19 protein-coding genes and 1 pseudogene are annotated in these 21,496 nt (G+C 66.8%); 9 read left to right on the forward strand and 11 right to left on the reverse strand.

Annotation, left to right across the window (positions count from 1 at the left end; translation table 11 throughout):
- Positions 1-197 precede the first annotated feature (197 nt).
- The 3 genes from L1O02_RS10055 to L1O02_RS10065 all read right to left on the reverse strand — a co-directional run bounded on the left by L1O02_RS10055 (position 198) and on the right by L1O02_RS10065 (position 3,723).
- On the reverse strand, positions 198-776 hold the full coding sequence (locus L1O02_RS10055; protein WP_060840315.1) for a DUF4337 domain-containing protein: 579 nt from the start codon (positions 774-776) through the stop codon (positions 198-200).
- A 524-nt stretch (positions 777-1,300) separates the two neighbouring features.
- Positions 1,301-1,966, reverse strand: a complete 666-nt coding sequence (locus L1O02_RS10060; RefSeq protein WP_060840314.1) for an HAD-IA family hydrolase — start codon at positions 1,964-1,966, stop codon at positions 1,301-1,303.
- Positions 1,967-2,067: 101 nt separating this feature from the next.
- Positions 2,068-3,723 carry a WG repeat-containing protein gene (locus L1O02_RS10065; RefSeq protein ID WP_060840313.1) on the reverse strand — a complete coding sequence of 552 codons (1,656 nt, stop codon included), beginning with the start codon at positions 3,721-3,723 and terminating at the stop codon, positions 2,068-2,070.
- Positions 3,724-4,136: 413 nt separating this feature from the next.
- Between L1O02_RS10065 and peaA the strand changes: the two genes are divergently transcribed.
- The 4 genes from peaA (at position 4,137) to peaD (ending at position 8,697) form a co-directional block, all read left to right on the forward strand.
- Positions 4,137-5,717 (forward strand): quinohemoprotein amine dehydrogenase subunit alpha, encoded by a 1,581-nt coding sequence (gene peaA, locus L1O02_RS10070; protein WP_060840312.1) that lies wholly within the window; start codon positions 4,137-4,139, stop codon positions 5,715-5,717.
- A 79-nt stretch (positions 5,718-5,796) separates the two neighbouring features.
- Positions 5,797-7,230, forward strand: coding sequence for a quinohemoprotein amine dehydrogenase maturation protein (peaB, locus tag L1O02_RS10075; protein ID WP_235759809.1), 1,434 nt, complete (start codon positions 5,797-5,799; stop codon positions 7,228-7,230).
- Between the two features lies 1 nt (position 7,231).
- Positions 7,232-7,555, forward strand: coding sequence for a quinohemoprotein amine dehydrogenase subunit gamma (qhpC, locus tag L1O02_RS10080; RefSeq protein ID WP_060840310.1), 324 nt, complete (start codon positions 7,232-7,234; stop codon positions 7,553-7,555).
- A gap of 23 nt (positions 7,556-7,578) precedes the next feature.
- Positions 7,579-8,697 carry a quinohemoprotein amine dehydrogenase subunit beta gene (gene peaD / locus L1O02_RS10085; protein WP_060841987.1) on the forward strand — a complete coding sequence of 373 codons (1,119 nt, stop codon included), beginning with the start codon at positions 7,579-7,581 and terminating at the stop codon, positions 8,695-8,697.
- 639 nt (positions 8,698-9,336) lie between these two features.
- Here peaD and L1O02_RS10090 read toward each other — a convergent pair.
- From L1O02_RS10090 to L1O02_RS10100, 3 genes and pseudogenes are all read right to left on the reverse strand, one after another.
- Positions 9,337-9,738: a lysozyme inhibitor LprI family protein gene (locus tag L1O02_RS10090; protein WP_047305444.1), complete on the reverse strand. Its 402-nt coding sequence runs from the start codon at positions 9,736-9,738 to the stop codon at positions 9,337-9,339.
- A 39-nt stretch (positions 9,739-9,777) separates the two neighbouring features.
- Positions 9,778-10,149 (reverse strand): GFA family protein, encoded by a 372-nt coding sequence (locus L1O02_RS10095; RefSeq protein WP_233789353.1) that lies wholly within the window; start codon positions 10,147-10,149, stop codon positions 9,778-9,780.
- Positions 10,150-10,185: 36 nt separating this feature from the next.
- Positions 10,186-11,100: pseudogene (locus L1O02_RS10100) on the reverse strand (ADP-ribosylglycohydrolase family protein); the annotation flags it as partial.
- A 133-nt stretch (positions 11,101-11,233) separates the two neighbouring features.
- Between L1O02_RS10100 and L1O02_RS10105 the strand changes: the two are divergent.
- On the forward strand, positions 11,234-11,692 hold the full coding sequence (locus tag L1O02_RS10105) for an SRPBCC family protein (protein WP_108546254.1): 459 nt from the start codon (positions 11,234-11,236) through the stop codon (positions 11,690-11,692).
- A 129-nt stretch (positions 11,693-11,821) separates the two neighbouring features.
- Positions 11,822-12,625 (forward strand): aminoglycoside phosphotransferase family protein, encoded by an 804-nt coding sequence (locus L1O02_RS10110; RefSeq protein WP_108546255.1) that lies wholly within the window; start codon positions 11,822-11,824, stop codon positions 12,623-12,625.
- 233 nt (positions 12,626-12,858) lie between these two features.
- On the opposite strand, the gene L1O02_RS10115 is transcribed toward L1O02_RS10110, so the two are convergent.
- Positions 12,859-14,184 carry a PLP-dependent aminotransferase family protein gene (locus tag L1O02_RS10115; RefSeq protein ID WP_129406731.1) on the reverse strand — a complete coding sequence of 442 codons (1,326 nt, stop codon included), beginning with the start codon at positions 14,182-14,184 and terminating at the stop codon, positions 12,859-12,861.
- Between the two features lie 89 nt (positions 14,185-14,273).
- Here L1O02_RS10115 and L1O02_RS10120 point away from each other — a divergent pair, with 89 nt between their 5' ends.
- Both L1O02_RS10120 and L1O02_RS10125 read left to right on the forward strand, forming a co-directional pair.
- Positions 14,274-14,906 (forward strand): LysE family translocator, encoded by a 633-nt coding sequence (locus tag L1O02_RS10120; RefSeq protein WP_129406732.1) that lies wholly within the window; start codon positions 14,274-14,276, stop codon positions 14,904-14,906.
- Positions 14,907-14,932: 26 nt separating this feature from the next.
- Entirely contained in the window at positions 14,933-15,277 is a 345-nt protein-coding gene (locus L1O02_RS10125; protein ID WP_060840303.1) for an antibiotic biosynthesis monooxygenase, read from the forward strand.
- 15 nt (positions 15,278-15,292) lie between these two features.
- Here L1O02_RS10125 and inhA read toward each other — a convergent pair whose 3' ends face one another.
- Positions 15,293-15,979, reverse strand: coding sequence for an isonitrile hydratase (gene inhA, locus L1O02_RS10130; protein ID WP_129406733.1), 687 nt, complete (start codon positions 15,977-15,979; stop codon positions 15,293-15,295).
- 92 nt (positions 15,980-16,071) lie between these two features.
- On the opposite strand from inhA, the gene L1O02_RS10135 reads away from it, so the two are divergent.
- Positions 16,072-17,055 (forward strand): GlxA family transcriptional regulator, encoded by a 984-nt coding sequence (locus L1O02_RS10135; protein ID WP_060840301.1) that lies wholly within the window; start codon positions 16,072-16,074, stop codon positions 17,053-17,055.
- Between the two features lie 16 nt (positions 17,056-17,071).
- On the opposite strand, the gene L1O02_RS10140 is transcribed toward L1O02_RS10135, so the two are convergent.
- Genes L1O02_RS10140 through L1O02_RS10150 form a run of 3 tightly spaced genes read right to left on the reverse strand, consistent with a single transcriptional unit; the run spans position 17,072 to position 21,456 of the window.
- The gene (locus L1O02_RS10140) at positions 17,072-19,510 is read right to left on the reverse strand and encodes an alpha/beta hydrolase (protein ID WP_129406734.1); all 2,439 of its coding nucleotides are present in this window, start codon (positions 19,508-19,510) and stop codon (positions 17,072-17,074) included.
- A gap of 14 nt (positions 19,511-19,524) precedes the next feature.
- Complete coding sequence (locus L1O02_RS10145) at positions 19,525-20,967, reverse strand: TIGR01777 family oxidoreductase (RefSeq protein WP_129406735.1); 1,443 nt, start codon at positions 20,965-20,967, stop codon at positions 19,525-19,527.
- Positions 20,968-20,982: 15 nt separating this feature from the next.
- Complete coding sequence (locus L1O02_RS10150) at positions 20,983-21,456, reverse strand: hypothetical protein (protein WP_060844214.1); 474 nt, start codon at positions 21,454-21,456, stop codon at positions 20,983-20,985.
- Positions 21,457-21,496: the final 40 nt, after the last annotated feature.

Consider the following 21,496-nt stretch of genomic DNA (forward strand, 5'->3'; position numbering starts at 1 on the left):
AGCCTCTTGTTGTAGGTGAGGCAGGGGCTTTCGCAATGGCTGTGCCAGGTCTGCAGAAGTCGTGCAGCCCCGGGATCCGGGGCTCTGGCCGTCGCTGGCGGGATCATCCGGGCCGGACGGTTTCGCAAACTGCGACAGCCGGTGAGAATCCGCGGACGCTGCGACGCAGGGCGCTGCGGGTTGCTGCGCAGGGGGTTCTAGATGTGCAGCCAGGCCAGGGTGCCCAGCAGCACACTGCCGCCGGCCGCGCCGTAGGCGAGTTTCTTCAGCCATTCCTTGCGGGTCAGCAGGGTGATGGCGGCCATCGAGATGGCAATCTGGATCGCCATCATCGCCTGGGCCCAGCGATGGTGCTGGTGCAGCTCGACTTCGGACTGTTCGTCCCAGTCCCGGGCCTCGGCTTCCAGGGCTTCGGCTTTCAGGCGCACGGCTTCCTTCTCTTTCTGGTAGCGCTGGGCCTCGATGCTGTAGTGCCCGGCATCGACCCCGGGAATGTGGGTCGCCAGCTCCGCCAGGTTCTGTCGGCTGGACTTGGCCTGGTAGTAGCTCCACTGGTTGGCGGCTTCGGTCTTCTTCATCGCCGCGTTGTTCTTGTCCATCGCCGCCTGGCTCTCCGTGGAGCCGGCCTGATAGCTCAGGAGCGCCCCCAGGGTGGCCATGATCGCGGTCATCACCGCGATCTTGCTGGCGAAGTTGTCATTGCGGCGGTGGGCGTGTTCGGTCACGTGTTCCAGGTGCTTTTCGTGGGGGCTGGGCACTTCGAAGTCTTCAGTCATGGCGTCGATCTGGAGAGGGGGGGTAAAGGTTTCAAATTGTATCTATGGCCATGGGCGGCGGCAGGGCTGGTGCGACTTCGTTCAGCTGGCCGACAGCCTGGGGCTCGTGCCCCTGCAAGGCGCTTGCTCTGGCAAAAAAAAGCCCGCAACAAGGCGGGCCAAATGGGATTCGTTCAGGAGTGACTATCAATCTAAGGGGGGCGAGGTGAAAGACCTGTGAAAAAAAGGTGGTCCTGAGGAAAAAGCGCAAAGGTATTTGTCCGAATCGCACTGGCTTTTAGGATCTGTCCGATAGGACGGCCCTCGGCAGCCACGTATATTCCTCCCTGCTCGCCCAGCCAAAGGGGGTACTTCGGCTTAGGTGCCACTGCCGAAGTGATGGGCGAGCACTTTTTCCCTTCTGCTGTTTTCTCCCGGTGAGGTTCGCGCCCACCGTCCCGCTGCAATCGCCAGCGACATTCCTTTCAACCCAGGCTGCAACGGTGCTCATGGCCCCGGCGGATCCGCGGCCGGCTTCCGGTGGTTCAGGCTCGCCCGAGCCGGCGCTGGATCTCGGCCCACAGCTGCGGGTCGTCGAAGTCGCGGATCACCCGGTGGGCGCCAGCATCGAGCAGGGTGTGCGGTTGCTGGCTGGTGGCCAGGCCGAAGGTGCTGATGCCGGCGTTGACCGCGGCGGTCAGCCCGGGCACCGAGTCCTCGAAGGCCAGGGCCTGTTCGGCCGTGGCGTGCAGGCATTCCAGGCCGCTGAGGTAGGGCAGGGGATCGGGCTTGGCCCGGGGCAACTCCTCGGCCACCAGCACCGTCTGGAAGCGCTCCTGCAGGCCCAGCGCCTTGAGCATGTGCTCGGCGTTGGCCCGTGGCGCGTTGGTCACCACGCACACGCCGATGCCGTGCTCGGCAGCGAAGTCCAGCAGGCGCGGCAGGCCGGGCAGGGGCTTGAGTTGCGGGGAGAGTTGGCGAAAACGCACTTCCTTGCGTTCGGCAAAGGCCAGATGTTCGGCCACGCTGCGTTCGGGAAACAGGTAGCGGCACATGTGGGCGTTGGCCTGGCCACTGACGTGGGCGGCAAACTCTGCCTCGGTGAAGGTCCGGCGGTCTTCTTCCCACAACAGTTGTTGCAGGGCCAGCAGGTGCAGGGCGTCGGTGTCGGTCAGGGTGCCGTCGAGGTCGAAAAGCAGAGCGTTGAGCATGGGACAGTTCCTGTCGGGCCCCATCCGGGCCGGTTGGCTGAATCGATCAAGCCCGCATCCTAGCAGGCTTGATCGCTACCGTGACCGGCTCGCCCAGGGCCTTAGCCCTGTGCGTTGTCGCCTTCGCCCTGGTCTTCTTCTTCGTCCGGTTGCGGGCAGTGGTCCTGCGGGTTGACCGGCCACAGCACCTTGTCCTGGCCGTCACGCACCTGCTCGGCGCCACATTCCACCTGGCTGACCTGGAAGCTCGGGGTGCCGTCCAGGCGGTACAGGGCCTTGAGGCTGCGGGACTGATCGTCGCCGACGCCTTCCACGGCGTAGCCGAAGATCGCGCCACGGGCTTCGTCCACCACCAGTTCCTGCCACTTGCTGGCAATCAGGCGCTTGCCCTTGAGGTCATACAGCGCCGAGGTGGCCAGGGGCGAAGTGTCGTCGGTGGCCAGCAGGTAGTGGCCGCTGGCATCCAGGCGAATGTCGACGTACTGGCCCGGCTCCAGCAACACCTTGCCGCTGGCGTCCATCAGGCCCACGGTATGCATCTGCGTGGCCTGGCCGAACAGGGTGGCCTGCTTGGTCGGGCTGTTGGCGGTGCTGAACACGAACAGGTCGGCGTTGAGCGCGCCGATCTGCGCGTAGGTCGGCTTGAACAGCTCCACGCCCTTGTCCACATCGAAGATGCCGAAGGTGGCGCTGAACACGTTCTGCAGCACCGCGACCTGGTTCAGCCCCGATACCTGCTTGAACATCCCCAGGGGGCTGAAGCCTGCCGGGTCCGCCGAGTCATAGACCGGCTGCACCTTCCACTGGCCCTGACGGTCAATGAACCCGGCCTTGCCGGAGCTGCCGTCGGCATTCTTGGCGGTGACCAGCGCGCCCTGCTTGCCGAAGACCTGGCAGGTGCCGAACTGGGCCTGGATCACGGTCTTGCCCTGGAAGTCCATGTAGCCGCAGGGACTGTCATATTTTTCGCGGAAGGCCACCAGGCCGTCTCCCGGCTCGCCCATCCAGTTGTAGGTGGCGGCGCTGATCAACTGCGCATTGGCATCGGCCAGGGCCTTGCCCTGTTCGGTGTTGACCACCAGATGCTGGTTGGCAAAGTAGTCGATGCTGTCGAACTCGACCTTCTTCTGCTCGCCGGTCTTGAGGTTGAGCGCCCACTTCTGATCGCCGCGCTCGGCGCCCATCCAGCCGCCGCGCTTGGCGAAGTCGTCGCGCACCACGCTGCTGTCATACAGCGCTTCGGTGATCACCTCGCCCTTGGCGCTGAGGATGCCGCGCTTGCCGCCGATCTCGTAGACGATGAACTCATCGGCGCCGCCGACATACAGGTCGTCGAAGCGCGGGGGCTGAATCTGCTTGCCGCTCTGGTCGATGATGCCCAGCTTTCCGTCCTGGCCGAAGCCGAAATAGCCCGGGGTCAAGAGGCGCAGGTCGTCGGTGAAGGCGGCCTTGAGGATCTGCTTGCCGTCGGCACTGGCGAGGTTCCAGGTGCCGTCCTTGGCGAACAGGAAGGTCTTGTCCAGGGGCAGGGCGACCACGGCGTCGTAGTCGTTGTCGGCGCTGACCAGCACCTTGCCGTCCTGGTCCAGCACGGCGCATTCGCCGTTGGCGCAGATCGGCATGATCATGGCCGCAGGCGCCGGGGCCGGTGCGATGGCGGCCGTCTTGGGGCTGGTTTCTTCCTTGCAACCGACCAGGGTCAGGGCAGACAACGAGAGGATCAGCGAGCCGAGACGGGCACAGGCGCTTCTATCCATGAACTTCAGGTTCCTTGTAATGAGGGGGAGTGCAGAGCGCCCCGCACAGCGGGGTGGGCAAAGCGCGGGTGATTTTGCGGCGGCGCCGGATAAATGCAAGATCCAATTGCAAAGAAAACCACCGATACAGGTGAGGGCGGGCGCCAGCGCGGCGATCTGCGCCCCGCGGTGGGATGTCTCAGACTGAGACGTCTGTCGCGAAATTGAACGTCGGGTAACACCCTGGCGCCGGCCAATGCCCGGGGTTTTCACCTAAGTCATTGATTCGGAGTCTTTTAATAAGCTGGCACGCTCCGTGTATTGCTTACCCTCAGACGTTTCTCCTGCCTCCATGCCCGGTATCCCCGGGCATGGCAGAAACCATAAAAACAACTCGCTAACAATAAGAAAGCACCGAGGGAGGTTCGACCCTGATGAAGAGAAAACTCCGCCTGAGGCTCAGCGCCAGCCTGCTGGCCATCGCCACCTGTACCGCCTTGCACGCGCCATCGAGTTTTGCCGCCCGGGATGCCGGCAGCATCCTCAAGGAAACCTGCCAGGGCTGTCACACCCCCGAGGCCGGGGATGCCCTGAGCCGCATCAGCCACCAGCGCAAGACCCCGGAAGGCTGGCTGATGAGCATTGCCCGCATGCAGACCATGCACGGCCTGAAGATCAGCGATGAGGACCGCCGCACCCTGGTCAAGTACCTGGCCGACACCCAGGGCCTGGCCCCCAGCGAGACCGACGGCGTGCGCTATGCCCTGGAGCGGCGCTTGAACACCGTCGAGCACTTCGACGAGCAGACCACCCAGATGTGCGCCCGGTGCCACTCCGGCGCGCGGATCGCCCTGCAACGCCGCCCGGCCCAGGAATGGGAGCGGCTGGTGAACTTCCACCTCGGGCAATGGCCGTCCCTGGAGTACCAGGCGCTGTCCCGGGACCGCGAATGGCTGCCCACCGCGCTCAAGGACATGGTGCCGCTGCTGGCCCAGCGTTATCCCCTCGACAACCCGGCCTGGAAGGCCTGGCAGCAAGCGCGTCCTTCAGCGGCGTCGCTGGTCGGGGACTGGAGTTTCAGCGGCCACCTGCCGGGCAAGGGCGAGCTGGCCGGGGTGATGAGCGTCAGCGCCGGCGAGGGCGATCAGTTCAAGGTCAGCGTCAAGGGCCAGTACGCCGATGGCAGCCCGTTCAATGGCCAGGGCAGCGCGATTCTCTACAACGGCTATGAATGGCGCGGCAATGTCACGGTCGACGGCGTGGTCATGCGCCAGGTGCTGGCGGCCCAGGGCAACGCCCTGCAAGGGCGGATGTTCGAGGCCGAGCACGATGAGCGCGGCCTGGATTTCATCGCCGCCAAACAGGGCAGCCAGCGTCTGCTGGCGGTGCAGCCGGGTTACCTGAAGGCCGGCGCAGAGGCTGAAGTGACCCTGGTGGGCGCCGGCCTCTCCGGCACCCCGAGCTTCGGCAAGGACGTCGAGGTGCTGCAGGTGCTGGAGCAGAGCCCGGAGCGCATCCGCCTCAAGCTCAAGGCCGCGGCCAGCGCCCAGCCGGGGCTGCGCGAAGTCAGTGTCGGCAGCCTCAAGGGCGCCACGCTGGCGGTGTACCAGCGCATCGCCGAGGTCAAGGTGGTGCCGGCGTTCTCGGTGGCGCGGATTGGCGACGGTGGCGGTTCGACGCCCAAGGTCCAGGGCCGCTTCGATGCCGAAGCCTGGGGCCAGGGCGCCGACGGCAAGGCCTATCGCATCGGCGTGATGCCGGCGCAGTGGAAGGTCGAGGCCTTCGACGAGCAGGCGGCCAAGGATGAAGACGTCAAGTACGCCGGCAGCATGCAGGCCGACAGCGGCGTATTTACCCCGGGCGACGCTGGGCCCAATCCGCAGCGCAAGATGTCCACCAACAACGCCGGCAACCTCAAGGTGATCGCCGCCGTGGATGACGCCGGCAAGGCCCTGACCGGCGAGGGCCAACTGATCGTCACCGTGCAACGCTGGAACAATCCACCCATTCCCTGAGGGGCGTCGAGCGATAGCGACAGACACTTTCAGGCAATGACCGCAGGCCCCGACAGCGGGGCGTGCACAGGAGGTTGTAATGGGCGCAATTCTCAATCTGGTGGAGCGCAACCTGCATGAAGTGCAGGTCGACGCCGACCGCATGCTGTTCCATATCCCCAGCAGTTCGCTGTTCGCCAGCGATGCCCTGACCGGCAGCATCATCGATGCCCTGCGCGGCCCGGGCTGTACCCCGCAAGAGCTGATCCAGCGCCTGGGCGGCCGCTATGACGGTGCCGAAATCAGCGACACCCTGCGCGAGCTGATCGCCCTGGAGCTGGTCAGCGACGGCTCGCCCCTGACCCCGGAAATCGGCGTCAAGCGGGTCGAGCGCACGGCGATCAATACCGTGGTGCTCAACGTCAATACCGGCTGCAACCTGAGCTGCACCTACTGCTACAAGGAAGACCTGGACAAGCCCTCGGCGGGCAAGAAGATGGGCCTGGACACGGCCATCGCCTCGGTGGAAATGCTGCTGCAGGAATCCCCCGACGAGGAGCGCTACACCGTGGTGTTCTTCGGCGGCGAGCCGCTGAGCAACCGGCCGCTGATCGAGGCCATGGTGGACTACTGCGAACAGCGCTTTGCCGCTGCCGGCAAGTTCGTCGAGTTCGTCATGACCACCAACGCCACGCTGTTGACCGAGGAGGTGGTGGACTACCTCAACGCCCACCGCTTCGGGCTCTCGGTGAGCATCGACGGGCCCAAGACCGTGCACGACCGCAACCGCATCACCGTGGGCGGGCAGGGCACCTATGACGTGGTGCGGCGCAAGGCGCAGATGCTCCTGGCGCGCTACAACAGCCGCCCGGTGGGTGCCCGGGTGACCCTGACCACCGGCGTCACCGACCTTGAGACGATCTGGGATCACCTGTTCAACGAGCTGGGGTTTGCCGAGGTGGGGTTCGCCCCGGTGACCTCCGGGGACATCAGCAGCTTCAACCTCAGCAGCGATGAGCTGATCGAAGTCTTCGCCAGCATGAAACGCCTGGGGCGGCGTTACCTGGACGCGGCGCTGGAGCACCGCAACATCGGTTTCTCCAACCTGCACCAGTTGATCACCGACATCCACGAAGGCCACAAGAAAGCGCTGCCCTGCGGCGCCGGGCTGAAGATGCTGGCGGTGGACCACAAGGGCGAGCTGAACCTGTGCCACCGCTTTACCGGCTCGTCCTTGCCGACCTTCGGCAACGTGCATGACGGCGGGGTCAAGCAGGTGCAGCTCAACGACTTCCTGTCCCAACGCCTGGACCGGACCAACACAGGTTGCGACAGCTGCCGCATCCGCAACCTGTGTTCCGGGGGCTGCTACCACGAGAGCTACGCCCGCTACGGCGACCCGGCGCACCCGACCTACCACTACTGCGAACTGATGCGTGACTGGGTGGATTTCGGCATCGAAGTCTACAGCCGGATCATGGCGCACAACCCTGCGTTCATCAGCACTTACATCACTCCGCGCAAGGCTCACTGACATGAAACATCTCAAGCCAATCAACAACAAAGCTCAGAAACTGACCGCGGCGGCCGCCGAGGACCGGATCGAAGAAGTGCTGGCGATGAACTCCGTGGCCGGCTGCGCCTCGACCACCGACCCGGGCTGGGAAATCGACGCCTTTGGCGGCGTCTCGTCGCTGTGCCAGCCGATGGAGGCCGACCTCTACGGCTGCTCCGACCCGTGCTGGTGGCCGGCCCAGGTGCCCGACATGATGAGCACCTACCCCGACTGGAACAAGGACGCCCAGGCCTCCAACGACAACTGGCGCAACCTCGGCACTGTCTTCCCGAAAGACAAGTGATGAACAACAAGAAGGATTCCAGCATGCACAGCATCAAAGCCTGCGGCCTGGTCGCACTCGCGGTTCTCGGCGCCTGCTCGTTCAGCGTTCTGGCCGATGAGGGGCTGGCCCTCAACAGTGGCCACGAGTACCTGGTGACCACCAACTACCCGAACAACCTGCACGTCATCGATCTGGCCAGCGACAGCCTGTACAAGACCTGCAAGATGCCCGACGCCTTCGGCCCCGGCACCGTGCAACTGTCGCCGGACCGCAAGATCGCCTACGTGTTGAACAACCACTACGCGGATGTCTACGGCGTCGAGCTCGACAGCTGCAAGCAGGTGTTCCACGCCAGCATCACCCAGCACCCGGGGGAGAAGGCGCGCTCGATGTTCGCCTTCACCGTCAGCCACGACGGCAAGGAGCTGTACACCGTGGCCAACCCGACCTTGCTGCTCAATGATCGCTACGAGGTCAAGGAGCCGCGGCTGGATGTCTACGCCACCGATGCCGGGCTCGACGCCAGGCCGGTGCGCAGCTTCCCCGCGCCACGCCAGCTGACCATCATGCAGAGCGGCGACGACGGCACCCTGTATGTGGCCGGGCCGGACCTGTACAAGGTCAACGTGCAGACTGGCAAGTTCGACGTGCTGATCCCCAGCCGGCACTGGAAACGCCCCAACTACAGCGCCCCGGACGTGCTCTACATCTGGAACCAGCAGACCTACCGCCACGACTTCTCGCTGCTCTACACCGCGGCGAAATTCAAGGACAAGCAACAGGACCCGGCGACCGCCGAGCCGCTGTACGGGCTGTTTAGCATTGACTTGAAGACCGGCAAGACGGAAACCACCGACTTCGGCCCCCTGACCGAGATCTACTTCAGCGGCATGCGCTCGCCCAAGGACCCGAACCTGATGTTCGGCGTGCTCAACCGCCTGGCCAAGTACGACATCAAGCAGAAGAAACTGCTCCAGGCCGCGACCCTGGACCATTCCTACTACTGCCTGTCGTTCAACAAGGCCGGGAGCAAGATCTACCTGACGGGGACCTTCAACGACGTGGCGATCTTCGACGCCGAGAGCCTCAAGCAGGTGGGCAAGATCACCCTGCCCGGTGGCGACATGGCGGCCACCACGACGCAGATCTTCATCCGCTGACCCGCCTCCATCGGCCTGCCCGGCTCCTTATGCAGGAGCCGGCTTGCCGGCGAACAGGCCGGCAAGCCGTGCAGCGCCCCCGCTTACGCCTTCGCGGCCCCGCCCGCTCCTACAAGTGGGGCAAGCAATACGTATCCGTAGGAGCCGGCTTGCCGGCGAATGGGCCGGCAAGTCAGGCAGCGCCCCCACCAACGCCGTCGCGGGCCATCCCGCTCCTACAAGGGAGGCGAGCAATAGGTATCCGTAGGAGCCGGCTTGCCGACGAATGGGCCGGCAAGCCATGCAGCGCCCCCACTGACGCCTTCGCGGGCCAGCCCGCTCCTACAAGGGAGGCGAGCAATACGTACCCGTAGGAGCCGGCTTGCCGGCGAACAGGCCGGCAAGCCATGCAGCGCCCCAGCTGACGCCTTCGCGGGCCAGCCCGCTCCTACAAGGGTGGCGAGCAATAGGTATCCGTAGGAGCCGGCTTGCCGGCGAATGGGCCGGCAAGCCATGCAGCGCCCCCGCTGACGCCTTCGCGGGCCCGCCTGCTCCTACAAGGGAGGCGAGCAATAGGTATCCGTAGGAGCCGGCTGGCCGGCGAATGGGCCGGCAAGTCAGGCAGCGCCCCCACCAACGCAGTCGCGGGCCCGCCCGTTCCTAGAGGCCCGGTACCGGGCAGCTCAAATCGCCTTCCTGGCATTTGAGGTAGGTCTTGAAGTTTTCCACCCGGGCCTTGGTCAAGGCCGTGGTGCAGTTGCTGTAGACCAGTGGATACACGCTGCCACCTTCGACCCCCGAGGACGAGAACTCGCACTCGGCATCCCGGAACGCCACCCAGGCCCGTTGTGCACTGACCAGCAGTTTCTTGGCCTGTGGCTGGTCTTTCAGGCGCAGGTTGATCTGCTGGTAGAGGTTGTTCAGTTGCTTGTCGGCCGCCTGGAATTGCCGGCCGGCGCACTGGTTCATATCGCTTTGGGTGGTGGCACTGTCGCACTCGTCGGCCTGGGCCAACGGGGCGAGCAGCAGCGGCGCAAGGGCCAGGAACAGGATCGCACGCATGGAACATCTCGCTATCGGGTCAAGGGGTGGACATGCAGTCTAGTCGCGGCTGGGTTGCCATTCGGGCCAGCGCTCCAGCGCCTCGTGGGCCAGCCAGGGCACATCGTGGGCGGTCCAGATATGCACCTGCGGGGTTTGCCCCGGATCATCGTCCAGGGTCGCCACCCGCAGGATCACATGGGGCTGGCCCGGTCGCTCGGCCAGCAGATGAGAGCCGCACACCGAGCAGAAGTGCCGCAGCTTGCCCGGCGACGATTCGAACGAACTGAGCAACTCCTGGCCCCGGGTCCAGCGAAAATGTTCGCGCATGACCCCGGCGGTGGAGGCGAAGGCCGCGGCATGGGCCTTGCGGCAAGTCTGGCAGTGACAATGGCCGATGGGCATGTCCAGGCGCTCGACCTGGTATTGCACGCCCCGGCACAGGCAACTGCCGTTGAGGGGCTGGGCCGGTTGTTGGCGCTGGGCGGCCTGCAGCAATTGATCGGCCATGGCCTGGATCTCCTCGGCCATGTGCAGGCAGGCCAGCCAGTGCGGCGGTATGCCCTGGACCCCGTAGAAGGCGCCTGCCAACTGGCCGACGATGGCCGCGGTGGTGTCGGCGTCCTCCCCCAGGTTGGCGGCGGCGAGCACTGCGTCGGCGAAGCTGTCGCTGTGCTGGAAGCACCACAGCGCCGCCTCCAGGGAGTCGACGCAATAACCGTTGCCACGGATCTGCTCACGGGTTTTGTGCAGATAACCGCCCTGGGCCAGGGCCACGACCTTGCTCTGGCTCAACCCCGTGGTATCGAGCCGTTGCAGTTCAAGCTTGCTGGCGCCGCCCAGGGCCTTGGCGATCAACCCGGCCAGCAACTGGCAGCATTCGACGGCTTCGGCGGCGCCATGGGTGGTGCGCGAACTGGCGCCGGCCAATTCGTGCACCCGCTGCAGATCGGGGTAGTGGAACAGCACCACCGGCGTCAGGCGCATCAACGACCCATTGCCCGCGGTCTGCGGGTCGGTGGAACCGGCAAAGGGCCGGCCGTGCTCCTGAAAATCGATCAGGGCCTGGCGCACGGTCATGCCGATGTCGAAGCATTCGCCGGTGGCGCTCAGGTAGCCCCATTGCCACCAGTTGAGGTAGCGGCCCATCTGGTCGGCCGGGTCGAAGCCGTTCTTGTGCAGCAGGCTCTCACCCAGGCACAGGGCCATGGAGGTGTCGTCGGTCCACTGTCCGGGCTTGAGGTTGAACGGCCCGCCACCCAGCAGATCGGTGAGCGGCGCGAAGCTGCCGCGGGGCTTGAATTCGACGCTGGTGCCGACGGCGTCACCACAGGCCAGGCCCAGGAGGCTGCCGCGGTAGCGGTCGATAAGAGAGAGGGGCATGGCAAATCCTTTGCAGAGACAGGTGCGCCGGCGACAGTAGCATTTTTCATGGCGCGCGATCAGGCGTGCCTTCGGCCGGATAAAGGTTGCGCTCGAAGCAGAGCGGTCTAGTGTTCATCACTGGAGGTGACTTATGAACGCTTCAGATCGCATTGAACGCAAGATCCTGCTGCATGCCCGTCTGGCGCAGGTGTGGGCGGCGCTGAGCGAGGCCGAGCAATTTGGCCGCTGGTTCGGCGTGGCCCTGCAGGGCCAGCATTTCATCCCCGGCCAGCGTGTCCGCGGTGCCGTCACTTACCAAGGCTACGAACACCTGACCTGGGATGCGCAGGTGGAACAGATGCTGCCCGAGGAGTTGTTCTCCTTCCGCTGGCACCCTTACGCCATCGACCCGACGCATGACTACTCGGCCGAGCCCACCACCCTGGTGCAGTTCGAACTGGAGGAGCATGGCGGCGGCACCTTGCTGCGGGTCATCGAGTCGGGCTTCGACGGCATTCCCGGTGAGCGCCGGCTCAAGGCCTTTCGCATGAACAGCCGGGGCTGGGACGAACAGATGGGCAATATCGAGAACTACCTGCAGCAGGGCTGAAGTACAGTCGCATTCAGCCGCAACTGGCGGGTTGCAGATCAGGTCGCGCAGCTTGAAACTTGCCGCTTGCCGCTTGCCGCTTGCCGCTTGCCGCTTGCCGCTTGCCGCTTGCCGCCTGGAGCTGTCCCCTTGTTTGAAACCTATGTAGACCGTTGGCGCCTGACGGCGGATGGCGAGCCCATCGTCACCCCGGGCAGCCGGCTGTTGCCGGTGCGTCTGCAAGACGGTGCGCCGGCCATGTTGAAGATTGCCCTGGACGAAGATGAGCGGGCCGGCAATCGGTTGATGGTCTGGTGGGCCGGGGAGGGTGCGGCGCGGGTCCATGCCCAGGAGGACGATGCACTGTTGATGGAGCGCGCCATGGGCACGGCGTCATTGATGCGCATGGCCCAGGCTGGCCAGCACGATGAGGTCAGCCATATCGTCTGCGCCACCCTGCAGAAGCTGCACCGGCCACGGGCGCAACCCCAGCCATCGCTGGTGCCGCTGGATCGCTGGTTTAGCGACCTGCGCGAGGCGGCGGCGCAGCAGGGCGGGTTGTTCCGGCGCTGCCTGGCGCAAGCCGATCAACTGCTGGCCACGCCCCGGGAACCGGTGGTGCTGCACGGAGATGTACACCACGACAATGTGCTGGATTTCGCCGAGGGCGGCTGGCGGGTGATCGACCCCAAGCGGGTCCATGGCGAACGCACCTTCGATTTCGCCAACCTGATCTGCAACCCGGATTTGCCCAACGCCACCGACCCGGTGCGCTTTGCCCGCCAGGTGCAGGTGATTGCCCGGGCCGCGCAACTGGAGCCGCGACGCCTGGTGCAATGGGTGCTGGCCTTCAGTGGTCTGTCCGCTGCCTGGTTTCTCCAGGACGATCATCAGCCCGGGGCGCAGCACCAGCTCAAGCTCGCGGCGTTGGCCGCACAGGCACTGGAGGGCTGAGCTGGGGGTTTGCGTAGGTGCGGTATAGCGAATTTCCTACACGCGCTGTAATTCAATGCGCCTTCTGCGCCCCCGGCTTTGTGTTTAATCTTCTTTCCCACAACTGCAGCGCAGGAAGCGCTCAGGATCAGGGAAGGTCGACCATTAGCACGGATGCTGCAGACAGGAAGTCATGATGGTCTTGGAAAAAACCCGCTTCGGCGGGTTTTTTTTCGTCCGGCCATTGACGCCCTTCAGCGGGTGATTTCGTTACGGACCTTCTCCAGGGCCTGCTGCAGCAGCGGCAGGCCGATGGAGCCCAGGGCCAGGCGCAACGCCTGGGGCACGTGGGCGGTGGTGGCGAAGGGTTCGGCCGAGGTCACGGTGATTCCCTGCTGCTCCAGGGCCGTCACGACCCCATCGGCCCGCAGCCCTTCCGGCAGTTTCAGCCAGAGAAAATACGATGAAGGGTAGGCCTGGTAGTCGCAGCCCTTGAGCACCCGCGCGGCCAGTTGCTGGCGGCGCCGGGCGTCTTTGCGTTTCTGCTCTTCCAGGCTGTCCACCAGCCCCGACTCGATCCAGCGGCAGCCCAGGGTCACGGTCAGCGATGGCGTGCTCCAGGTCGACACGCGAATCGCTCGCTCCAGGGCCGGGATCATCTCCAGCGGCGCGACGATGAACCCCAGGCGCAATCCCGACGCCACGCTTTTCGACAGCCCGGAAATGTACAGCGTGCGTTCCGGGGCCAGGGTCTGCAGCGGCACCGGCGCCGGTTCTGCGAGAAAGGCATAGGCGCCGTCCTCGATCAGCAGCAGGTCATGCTCGCGAGCCAGTTGCACCAGGCGCCGGCGTTCGGCCAGGGGCATCACCGTGCCCAGCGGGTTGTGCAGGGTCGGCATGCAGTACAGCGCCCGCACCGGGCGCCGGCGGCACAGGGCCTGCAGGGCGTCGAGGTCCATCTGCCCGTTGTGCTGGGGCAGCGGCTCCAGATCCAGGCGCTGGACCTGGGCCAGGGCCTTGAGCCCCGGGTAGGTCAGGGCGTCCACCGCCAGGATGTCCCCGGGCTGCAGCTGCGCCAGCAAGCTCACCGCCAGCCCTTGCTGGGCGCCATTGACGATCAGCACCTGTTCGCCCGCGACACGGATCTCACGGTTGCGCAGGTGGCGCGCGGCGGTCTGCCGTTCGTGGGGGCGACCGCCCTGGGGCGCCGAGTGCAGCAGCGCATCCAGGTCGCCGGAGGCGGCTATCGCCCGCAGCCCCTCGCGCAGGCTTTCTGCCTGGCCGGGCAGGGACGGGTAGTTGAACGCCAGGTCCACCGAGGCGGCGCTGGCCGGGTGCTGCTCCAGGCCCATGCCCCGCGGCAGGCTGGTGTCGCGGACAAAGGTGCCGCGCCCGGGCTCGCCGACCACCAGGCCGATGGCCTCCAGCTCGTGATAGACCCGCAGCGCCGTGGCCAGGGCCACCTGCTCGCTGGCCATCAGCGCACGCACCGTGGGCAGTTGGGTGCCGGGGCACAGCTGACCGCTGCGGATGCGCTGGGCGAAGTGGTCGACGATGGTTTTGTAGCGGGTACGGCGCATGTTCGACCACCTTATGTATCTAGAACACTTTTTTGTTTGTATCAGGTAGGGGCTCTAATCTAGCGACTTTTGCGCAGGAGCACACGGGCATGCCGGACCTGACCACCCTGTCGATCTTCCTGGGCGCGGTGCTGCTGTTGCTGCTGTCGCCGGGACCGAACATGGCGTTTGTCATCAGCCACGGCGTGGCCTACGGCTGGCGCGGTGGCGTGGCTTCGGGGCTGGGCATCGGCGCGGCGGATATCGGCCTGACCCTGCTCACGGCCACCGGGGTGACCGCCGTGGTGGCCAGCTGGCCCCCAGCGTTCGAGCTGATCCGCTATGCCGGGGTCGCCTACCTGCTGTGGCTGGCCTGGAAGACCCTGGGCAAGCGCGGCGCCCTGCACCTGGCCGAGCCGGCGCGGGTGCCGCTGTCCACGGTGTTTGTCCGGGCCCTGTGCAACAGCCTGCTGAACCCCAAGGCGCTGTTGTTCTTCATGGTCTTCCTGCCGCAGTTCGTACGCCCCGAGCGCGGCAGCATCGCCGTGCAACTGGTGGTCCTGGGCTTGCTGCTGACCCTGGTCAGCGGGGTCTTTCACACCAGCCTGGGGATCTTCGGCGCGGCCCTGGGTCGGGGCCTGCCCAGCGGCGATTCGCGGCTGGCCCGCTGGCAATCCTGGCTGCTGGCGGCGGTGCTGCTGGCCCTGGCCCTGCGCCTGGCGCTGCTGGCGCGCCCGGTCTGATCCATCACCCCCCAAGGAGTTTGCCCATGTACATCGCCGCCTTTATCTACCAGCCGGGCCAGCGCGACGAGGAGTTCCACCGCCTCAGCGCGCTGATCGATGAAATTGCCATCAGCCTGCCGGGCTTCGTCGGCGCCCAATCCTGGACCAGCGCCGACCAGGGGCTGATCAACGCCAGCTACTACTGGGAGGACGAAGCCTCGATCCAGGCCTTCGCCAGCCACCCCAGGCACCTCGAAGCCAAGCGCCAGTACCGGCGCTGGTACGCCGGTTATCAGGTGGTGATTTCCAGGGTCGAGCGCACCTATGGCGATGGCGCCATTACCCAGTTGCTCGGCAATGCCCGCCAGGGCCCGGTGCTGCGTGCCTGAGCCGTGCCCGGAGCCTCAGCCGGCGTGCAACCTGGCCGCCGCGCGCAGGGTGATTTCCCGGCGCTTGTGCAGCGAGTCCGTGGTGCGCTGTCGGGCTAGCTGCACCACGCTGGCCGGCGCGGTGTCCGGGCTGCCGGCCTCGAACGGCGGCGCCGGGGCGTATTCCAGTTGCAACTGCACCAGTTGCGCGGTGGCGGCGTCGAACAGTTCGGCGGCCAGGGTCAGGGCGAAGTCGACGCCGGCGGTGATGCCGCCGCCGGTCAGCAGGTTGCCGTCGCGCACCACCCGTTCGCGCACCGGGATCGCCCCCAGCGGCGCCAGCAGGTCGTGGTAGGCCCAGTGGGTGGTGGCGCGCTTGCCCTGCAGCAGGCCGGCGGCGCCGAGCACCAGGGCGCCAGTGCACACCGAGGTCAGGTAGCGCACCCGGGCCGCCTGCTGGCGGATGAAGGCCAGGGTCTGCGGGTCTTCCATCAGCGCCCCGACCCCGGCGCCACCGGGGATGCAGAGCACATCCAGCGGCGGGCAGTCGGCAAAACCGGTGCTGGCCTGCAGCACCAGCCCGGAGCTGGCCACCACCGGCCCCGGCTCCTTCCAGATCAGATGCACCTGCACATCCGGCAGCGAGGCCAGCACGTCGTGGGGACCGGTCAGGTCCAGCTGCTGGACCTCTGGAAACAACAGAAAACCTATCTGTAACGCCATGGCCTGTTCCTTGTGTCGATGAAGTGGACGGCCTGACTCTAGCGCTCTAGGCTTTGGCGTATTCGCCAACCTGCCCTCGATTTACGCCAATCATGTCCACTGCGCCGAAAAACGTATTTGTCCTGGCTTTTGCCAATCACCAGTTGCTGGACGTCACCGGCCCCTTGCAGGTGTTCGCGTCGGCCAATGACCGGGCCCGCGGCCTGGGCCTGCCCTTGCCCTACCATCCGCGGGTGATCGCCAGCCCGGGAGGGGCGACCCTGAGTTCATCGGGGCTGGCGCTGCTGGCCGATGCCTTGCCAGCGCCGGAAGTGGCCTGCGACACCTTGATCGTTGCCGGCGGTTGGGGCGTCTACGAGGCGGCTCGGGACCCGCAGTTGGTGGCCTGGGTCGCTCAGCGCGCGGCGACCTCGCGGCGCGTGGCCTCGGTCTGCACCGGGGCCTTTCTGCTGGCGGCCAGCGGCTGGCTGGACGGGCGCCGGGTGGTCACCCACTGGACCCGCTGCGAGCAGTTGGCCGAGCAATACCCGCAGCTGCAGGTGGAGCCCAACCCGATCTTCATCAACGACGGCCCGGTGTGGACCTCGGCCGGGGTCACCGCCGGCATCGACCTGGCCCTGGCCCTGGTGGAGGCCGACCTGGGCCGCGAGGCGGCGCTGGAGGTGGCCCGGCAACTGGTGGTGTTTCTCAAGCGTCCGGGCGGCCAGTCGCAGTTCAGCGTGACCCTGTCGCTGCAAAACCAGGGCGGGCGTTTCGATGGGCTGCACGCCTGGATCGCCGAGAATCTCGGTCGCGAGCTGACGCTGCCGGTGCTGGCCCAGCAGGCGGGCATGAGCGAGCGCAGTTTCGTTCGCCACTACCGCGCCGACACCGGCCGGACCCCGGCCCGGGCGATTGAGCAGATCCGGGTGGAAACCGCGCGACGCCTGCTGGCTGACACCGGCCTGCCGATCAAACGCATCGCCGCGCAATGCGGTTTTGGCAGTGAAGAAACCCTGCGCCGCAGCCTGCTGCGAGCCCTGGGGGTGACGCCCCAGGCCTACCGCGAACGTTTCGCCGCCACCGAGCAGGCCTGAGCCCGGGGCGCGGGGGTCAGCCTTCGACCAGGCTCAGCTGGCCGTCGCTATACAGCACTTCGCGGCCGACCCAGGCCGGGTCGACCTGGGGCAGCACCGCCGAGGGCTTGCGCAGCTCGCGTAGCAGGGTTGAGCCGTGGGACAGGCGCCCGCCCATGCGCGCGATCACCGCCCGGGCCTGTTGGTAGTGGGCATGGCGCCCGGGGTCGAGGGTGTCTTCCAGGAGAATGTCGACCCCCAATACGCCCTGGACCTGCCCCGGATAGATCATGAAGCCCGCGGCCTGTTCGCTGCCTTCGCGGCCGTCCTGCCAGAAGCTGCCGCCGCGGCTGCGCACCTGCTCGTGGGGGGCGAACCAGTAGTCGCGATCGGCCTCGGGCACGGCGTGGTGCAGGCGGAAGAAGATCCGCATCAGGTTGTCCCGGTACCACTCGCGCACTTGCAGGTAGTAGCCGCGCATGCCCGGCAGGCCCAGGCGGTGGGCCAGGATGATGGCCGGGCTCCAGTGCGGGAAAGCCTGCAGCGGCAACTCGGTGCAGGGCGGGCGTGGGGTGCCGGGGTCGGTTTCCCAGGGCAGGCGATGGGGGCTGTGGTCCAGGTTGTCGTAGGCGGTGGGCGGGCGCCCCAGCAGTGCGCCGCCGCTGCTGGCCAGGGCGGTGGCGATGCACAGGTTGCCCTGCACCACGAACACGTAGAAACGGCTGAACCAGTCCGCCAGTTGCTGGCCGTCGGCAGCACCCTGGTGCAACTGCGCCAACTCGTCATCGAAGCGCCGCAGGCCGCGTTCCAGGGTCAGCAGATGGCCGCGGGCGATGTGCTGCATGCGCAGGAAACGCGGCAGCGAACGCAGCAGTCGCAGCGGGCGCAAAGGCAGCTCCGGGGTGGCGCCACCGACTTCCCCGGCGTAGCTGGAGGAGGGCAGGCCCCAGTCGGCCAGGCGCGCCAGGAACAGGTCGTTGTTGATGTAGGAAGCACCGCCGAACACCGCGGTGAAGGGTTCGTTGTCCTGCAGCACCCGGCTGTCCCAGCGGGCCATGATCGCCGGAATGCTCGCCGCCGCGCGGCGCTGGCCGTACTCGACGAAACGGCTGGGCTGGGGCGGCAGGATCTCGGCGATATTGGCCGCGGTCAGGTGCCGGCGCCAGCCGTAGTCGCTGATCGGGCGGTACTGCAGCAGCCACAGTTGCTGGCCGTCCCAGGCCCATTCGACATCGCCGGGCACGTAGTGAAAGGTCTTCAGCACCCCTTGCAGGAAGTCCCACAAGGCCCTGGCGCTCAGGCCCTGGGTGCTGGCGAAGGCGCCGCTTTCCCAGGCCGGGCCCAGGCGCGAAAGAATCGCCCGCTGCGGGCTGACCTGGCCGTCGGCGAGGCGTTCCAGATGGCCTTCGACCCATTCCAGTTCTACCGAGAGATGGCGCACGAAGGCGATCCCCGAAAGGGTCGGCTGGATGAAACGCTGCACCACCACTTCCTCGACCCCGGCGTCGCGCAGCTCGCTGATGCGCGCCGGCACGTCCGCGCTGGCGACCCGCAGGTAAGTGGTGCTCAGGCCGGCATTGGCCGAGTCGGCCTGATCCTCGCCGTAGCTGGAGGAACGCACCGCCCACAGCGCCGCGGGCTGGCTGGCGAGCAGGGCCGGCAGGCGCGGGTCGCCGGCGCTGTCCAGGGACAGGGCGCAGGGCACCGGCTGGCCGGCCAGTTGCGCCAGGTGCAGGCGGCCGCCCTTGGTGTGGGCGACAAAGCCCGGATCGGCGGACTCCAGCCAGGCGACGAACTGGGCCGGTGCATCGATCCAGGGGTAATGGCCCCAACCCGGCTGCAGGCTGACCCGCAGGTCGGCCCGGGCCAGGATCGCCGACCAGGCCGCGGCCTGGGCCACTCCCAGCAGCCGGTCCTGATCGCCCCAGACCAGGTGCACCGGGTCCTTGATCCACTCCAGCAGCGGCAGCGCGGTGTCGGCCCGCAGCTGTTGCCACAGCGGCACGAACGCCCGGCAGCGGGCATAGCCCGAACCCATGCGCCGGTACTGCTCCTGGGTCCACGGCTGGCGCGAGAACTTGCCGGCGAACAGGGTCGGTTTATGGCTCAGCAGGCCATGAATCAGCAGGCGCGCCGGCAGCGGCGACATCAGCGCCGGCAGGCGCCGTTGCCAGAGAAAGGCCCCCACCGGCGACAGCAGCACGCTGCGGCAGAAATGCCCGGGGCGGCGTTGCAGGGCGTGCAGCACGATCAGCGCGCTGACCCCCACCGCGACAATCGCGTTGCCCGGCGCCGTCATGCCCAGCAGGGCCTCGGCGTATTCACCCAGGTCCTGGCAGGGCGGCAGCGGGTTGTCGCCAAACCCCGGCAGCTCCAGGGGTTGCACCTGATAGCGCTGGAAGTGCGGCAGGGCATCGTCCCACCAGTCGGCGGCGCTGCCATTGCCCGCCAGCAGGTACAACAGGGGCTTGCTCATGGGCATTCCTCAGCTCAGGTCAGGTCGCGCAGGGCCGCGTCCAGGGTCGGGTAACGGAAGCGGTAGCCGGCCTGCAGCAGGCGCGCGGGCACCACCTTCTGGCCGTCGAAGAACAGCTCGGCCATTTCCCCGGCCAGGGCCCGCACCGGCGCGGCTGGCACATGCAGCCACACCGGGCGCTTGAGCACCTTGCCGGCGGTGGCGGCGAAGGTGCCCTGGCTCACCGCTTCCGGCGCCACCATGTTGTAGGTGCCGGACAGCGACGTGTCGTTGATCGCCCGGGCCATCACCTGCAACACGTCGTCGCGGTGCACCCAGCTCATGATCTGCCGACCATCGCCCATGCGTCCGCCAAAGCCGAAATTGAAGGGCAGCAGCAGCGGCTTCAGGGCGCCGCCGGGACCGAACACGATGCCCAGGCGCAGCACCACCTGCCGCACGCCGAAGCGGGTCGCCGGCTCCGCCGAGGATTCCCAGCGCGCGCACAGGTCGGCCATGAAGCCTTCGCCGCGCTCGGCGTTTTCATCCAGGCTCTGGCTGGCGTCGCGCACCCCGTAGAAACCGATGGCCGACGCCTGGATCCACAGCTCCGGCTTGTGCTGGGCGTGCTGCAGCCAGTTGAGCAGGGCTTCGGTGGTGCCGACCCGGCTGGCCAGCAGTTGCGCCTGGCGCTTGGCGGTCCAGCGTGGTCCGGCCACCGGGGCGCCGGCCAGGTTGATGATCACGTCGAAGGCTTCGCCATGGCCCAGCTTGCTCAACGAGCGCAAGCAGCGGGCGCGGCCGTCGAACAGGTAGGCGGCGCGCAGCGGGTCGCGGGCCAGCACGCTGACCGTGTGCCCGGCATCCAGCAGTTGGTTGACCAGGGTTTCACCGATAAAGCCGGTGCCGCCGGTAACCAGCACGCGCTTGCCGCGGCCGCCGGCAAAGGGATTGGCGCCCTGGCCCTGGCGTTGCAGGCGCAACGCCGCCAGGCCGTCACGAATCCCCGAGGCCGTCACACCGACGGCGAACAGGCTCAGGGCCCAGCCTTGCCAACCCAGGTCGATAGGGCTCAAGGCGCTGGGCAGGCGCGACCACTCCAGCAGTTGCAGGCCGTACAGGGCGAAGAAGGCCCCGGCATTGATCGCCAGCACCGTGTGCATGATGCGTTCGATGGCCGGCAGCTTGCGGCTGCGGTCCTCGACCACGAAGTCCCACAGGGTCAGGCCGATTTCCAGGGCGAACAGCACCGCGATCACCAGCGCCCAGATGCCCTGGAACGCCAGGTGGGCGATGCCCATGAACAGCACGCCGTAGAAGCACGAGCGCAGGGCATGGATCGCCAGCTCCTTGCGCGCGCCATGGCGTTGCGGCAGGGCCACGGTGAGTTCGTGATGGTAGATCGTATCCAGGGCGCCGAGCACGCCCTGGGCGAGCAACAGGGCGATGGCCCACTGCAGGATTGGCAAATCAGCCACGATGGTGAAGTCCTTTTACGAGGGAAGACGAGAGGTACGGCGGTCGTGGCGCTGCAGCCACAGTAACGGCGGCAGCAGCACCAGCAGGGCGAAGCTGTCGATCCACAGGTGCGCGGTCATGTTCATCTGCCACGAGAGCCACATGTCCTGGGGCGCCCACAGCACGATCCCGGCCATCAGCCAGGTCCAGGCCGCCGGCGCGCGCAGGCGGTTGCCCAGGTGCACCAGGCCCAGCAGGTACAGCGAGTAGCTTTGCAGGGTGGCGCCGAACAGGCCCAGCCACCAGACCTGCTGGGCCCGGGCCGGTGCCGGCGCGGCGGCGCCCCAGAAGGCCTGTTCGATGCCGCCGAGGTAGTCGTTGAACAGGCCGCTGTGGCCGGCCCAGGTCAGCAGCAGCCCGGCCAGCAAGTGGCCGGTGCCGACGGCGTAGAGCCAGAGCACCAGGGCCCGGCGCAGGCCGGGGCGGGGAGAGGTCGCGGCGGGTAACATTCCATGTCCTGTGGAGGATCAAAGCCGCGGAGTGTACCGA

The organism is Pseudomonas sp. BC42, assembly GCF_021560055.1.
GTDB lineage: Bacteria > Pseudomonadota > Gammaproteobacteria > Pseudomonadales > Pseudomonadaceae > Aquipseudomonas.

Excerpts from the sequence above, each read along its gene's own strand:
- L1O02_RS10055 (WP_060840315.1), bottom strand. The coding sequence starts at position 776 with ATGACTGAAGACTTCGAAGTGCCCAGCCCCCACGAAAAGCACCTGGAA.
- qhpC (WP_060840310.1), top strand. The coding sequence starts at position 7,232 with ATGAAACATCTCAAGCCAATCAACAACAAAGCTCAGAAACTGACCGCG.
- peaD (WP_060841987.1), top strand. The coding sequence starts at position 7,579 with ATGCACAGCATCAAAGCCTGCGGCCTGGTCGCACTCGCGGTTCTCGGC.
- peaB (WP_235759809.1), top strand. The coding sequence starts at position 5,797 with ATGGGCGCAATTCTCAATCTGGTGGAGCGCAACCTGCATGAAGTGCAG.
- L1O02_RS10135 (WP_060840301.1), top strand. The coding sequence starts at position 16,072 with ATGTCCACTGCGCCGAAAAACGTATTTGTCCTGGCTTTTGCCAATCAC.
- L1O02_RS10065 (WP_060840313.1), bottom strand. The coding sequence starts at position 3,723 with ATGGATAGAAGCGCCTGTGCCCGTCTCGGCTCGCTGATCCTCTCGTTG.
- inhA (WP_129406733.1), bottom strand. The coding sequence starts at position 15,979 with ATGGCGTTACAGATAGGTTTTCTGTTGTTTCCAGAGGTCCAGCAGCTG.
- L1O02_RS10120 (WP_129406732.1), top strand. The coding sequence starts at position 14,274 with ATGCCGGACCTGACCACCCTGTCGATCTTCCTGGGCGCGGTGCTGCTG.
- L1O02_RS10125 (WP_060840303.1), top strand. The coding sequence starts at position 14,933 with ATGTACATCGCCGCCTTTATCTACCAGCCGGGCCAGCGCGACGAGGAG.
- L1O02_RS10150 (WP_060844214.1), bottom strand. The coding sequence starts at position 21,456 with ATGTTACCCGCCGCGACCTCTCCCCGCCCCGGCCTGCGCCGGGCCCTG.
- L1O02_RS10115 (WP_129406731.1), bottom strand. The coding sequence starts at position 14,184 with ATGCGCCGTACCCGCTACAAAACCATCGTCGACCACTTCGCCCAGCGC.
- peaA (WP_060840312.1), top strand. The coding sequence starts at position 4,137 with ATGAAGAGAAAACTCCGCCTGAGGCTCAGCGCCAGCCTGCTGGCCATC.
- L1O02_RS10090 (WP_047305444.1), bottom strand. The coding sequence starts at position 9,738 with ATGCGTGCGATCCTGTTCCTGGCCCTTGCGCCGCTGCTGCTCGCCCCG.
- L1O02_RS10060 (WP_060840314.1), bottom strand. The coding sequence starts at position 1,966 with ATGCTCAACGCTCTGCTTTTCGACCTCGACGGCACCCTGACCGACACC.
- L1O02_RS10140 (WP_129406734.1), bottom strand. The coding sequence starts at position 19,510 with ATGAGCAAGCCCCTGTTGTACCTGCTGGCGGGCAATGGCAGCGCCGCC.
- L1O02_RS10105 (WP_108546254.1), top strand. The coding sequence starts at position 11,234 with ATGAACGCTTCAGATCGCATTGAACGCAAGATCCTGCTGCATGCCCGT.